This is a genomic window from Stenotrophomonas sp. SPM (assembly GCF_003105135.1).
GTDB lineage: Bacteria > Pseudomonadota > Gammaproteobacteria > Xanthomonadales > Xanthomonadaceae > Stenotrophomonas.
On record NZ_QETL01000192.1, the window covers coordinates 1 to 2,337 of the forward strand.

At 68.5% G+C, this 2,337-nt stretch carries 2 protein-coding genes; both read left to right on the plus strand.

What is annotated here, in order from left to right; translation table 11 throughout:
• Nucleotides 1–102: 102 nt before the first annotated feature.
• On the plus strand, nucleotides 103–1,908 hold the full coding sequence (recQ, locus tag DCO49_RS19840; protein WP_116865445.1) for a DNA helicase RecQ: 1,806 nt from the start codon (nucleotides 103–105) through the stop codon (nucleotides 1,906–1,908).
• Between the two features lie 217 nt (nucleotides 1,909–2,125).
• Nucleotides 2,126–2,337, plus strand: a 212-nt coding sequence (locus tag DCO49_RS19845; RefSeq protein WP_133249458.1) for a CopL family metal-binding regulatory protein, incomplete at its 3' end; no start/stop codon positions are given.

Genomic DNA, 2,337 nt, shown 5'->3' on the forward strand with positions numbered 1-2,337 from the left:
CCCCCCAGAGCCGGCTGTTGCCTTTGACCTTGCTCTGGCTTGAAGGCTTCTGCAGGTGCAGGGCGCAGCCCTGCCGCCGCCTCCGGGAGGTAAACTAGCTGGATGGCTTCCCGTCCCGCGCACGATCTGCTCCAACGCGTCTTTGGTTACGACGATTTCCGTGGTCCCCAGCAGGACATCGTGGAGCACGTGGCTGCCGGACATGACGCACTTGTCCTCATGCCCACCGGCGGCGGAAAGTCGCTGTGCTACCAGGTCCCGGCCCTGCTGCGCGATGGCGTCGGCATCGTCATCTCCCCGCTCATCGCCCTCATGCAGGACCAGGTCGAGGCCCTGCGCCAGCTCGGCGTGCGCGCCGAATACCTGAACTCGACCCTGGATGGCGAAACCGCCGCCCGCGTCGAGCGCGAGCTGCTGGCCGGAGAGCTGGACATGCTCTATGTCGCCCCCGAGCGCCTGCTGACCGGCCGCTTCCTGTCCCTGCTCTCGCGCAGCCGCATCGCCCTGTTCGCCATCGACGAGGCGCACTGCGTGTCGCAGTGGGGCCACGATTTCCGCCCCGAATACCGCCAGCTGACCGTCCTGCACGAGCGCTGGCCGGACATTCCGCGCATCGCGCTGACCGCTACCGCCGACCCGCCCACCCAGCGCGAGATCGCCGAGCGCCTGGACCTGGCCGAGGCCCGCCACTTCGTCAGCTCGTTTGACCGCCCCAACATCCGCTACACCGTGGTGCAGAAGGACAATGCCCGCAAGCAGCTGACCGATTTCCTGCGCGGCCACCGCAGCGAGGCCGGCATCGTCTACTGCATGTCGCGGCGCAAGGTCGAGGAAACCGCCGAATTCCTCTGCGGCCAAGGCTTCAATGCCCTGCCCTACCACGCCGGCCTGCCGCCGGAAGTGCGCGCCAACAACCAGCGCCGCTTCCTGCGCGAGGACGGCATCGTCATGTGCGCCACCATCGCCTTCGGCATGGGCATCGACAAGCCGGACGTGCGCTTCGTGGCGCATACCGACCTGCCCAAGTCGATGGAAGGCTATTACCAGGAAACCGGCCGCGCCGGCCGTGATGGCGAGGCCGCCGAGGCCTGGCTGTGCTACGGCCTGGGTGACGTGGTGCTGCTCAAGCAGATGATCGAGCAGTCCGAGGCCAGCGAGGAGCGCAAGCAGCTGGAGCGGTCCAAGCTCGACCACCTGCTGGGCTACTGCGAATCCATGCAGTGCCGCCGCCAGGTGCTGCTGGCCGGCTTCGGCGAGACCTATCCGCAGCCCTGCGGCAACTGCGACAACTGCCTGACCCCGCCCGCCGCGTGGGATGCCACCATCCCCGCGCAGAAGGCGCTGAGCTGCGTCTACCGAAGCGGCCAGCGCTTCGGCGTCGGCCACCTGATCGACATCCTGCGCGGCAGCGAGAACGAGAAGATCAAACAGCAGGGCCACGACACGCTGAGCACCTATGGCATCGGCCGCGACCTCGATGCGCGTACCTGGCGCAGCGTGTTCCGCCAGCTGGTGGCCGCCAGCATGCTGGAAGTGGACAGCGAGGGCCACGGCGGCCTGCGCCTGACCGATGCCAGCCGCGACGTACTGACCGGCCGCCGCCAGGTCAGCATGCGCCGCGATGCCGCCAGCACCACCGGCGGCCGCGAGCGCAGCGCGCAGCGCACCGGCCTGTCGGTGCTGCCGCAGGACCTGGCGCTGTTCAACGCCCTGCGCGGCCTGCGTGCCGAGCTGGCCCGCGAACAGAACGTGCCGGCGTTCGTGATCTTCCACGACAGTACCCTGCGCAACATCGCCGAACAGCGACCGAACAGCCTGGACGAACTGGCCCGGGTGGGCGGCATCGGTGGCACCAAGCTGAGCCGCTACGGCCCGCGCCTGGTGGAGATCGTGCGCGAGGAAGGCTGACCGTTCTGGGGTGCCGCGCTGCGCGCTCACCGGGCACGGCCCGGCGTTGCGTCGCCTACCGTGGTGCGTGCCTTTGTAGAGCCGAGCCCATGCTCGGCTGCCGTTGTCGCAGAAGCAGCCGAGCATGGGCTCGGGTCTACATTGGCGCTGCTCCAACCTTGAACCATCCATTCAGGCAGAAGTGCATCCCGCGCCGCTTGCGGCTAAATTGACGACCATGTCCCTCGCCTCGATCCTGCTCCGCGTCGTGCTCATGCTCAGCCTGTTGCTCAACGGGTTGAACGCGGCGATGGCCAGTGGGCATGAGCAGATGGGCCAGATGGCGCACGCCATGGCCGCCGCAGACGCAGCCGAGGGCGATTGCCACCACCACGCCGGCATGAAGGCCGAGCCCGCCCCGCAGGCTGAAGCCCCGGCCCACGACGCCCA

What these genes read in the sequence shown, in the direction of transcription:
- recQ (WP_116865445.1), top strand. Translation starts at nt 103, where the DNA reads ATGGCTTCCCGTCCCGCGCACGATCTGCTCCAACGCGTCTTTGGTTAC.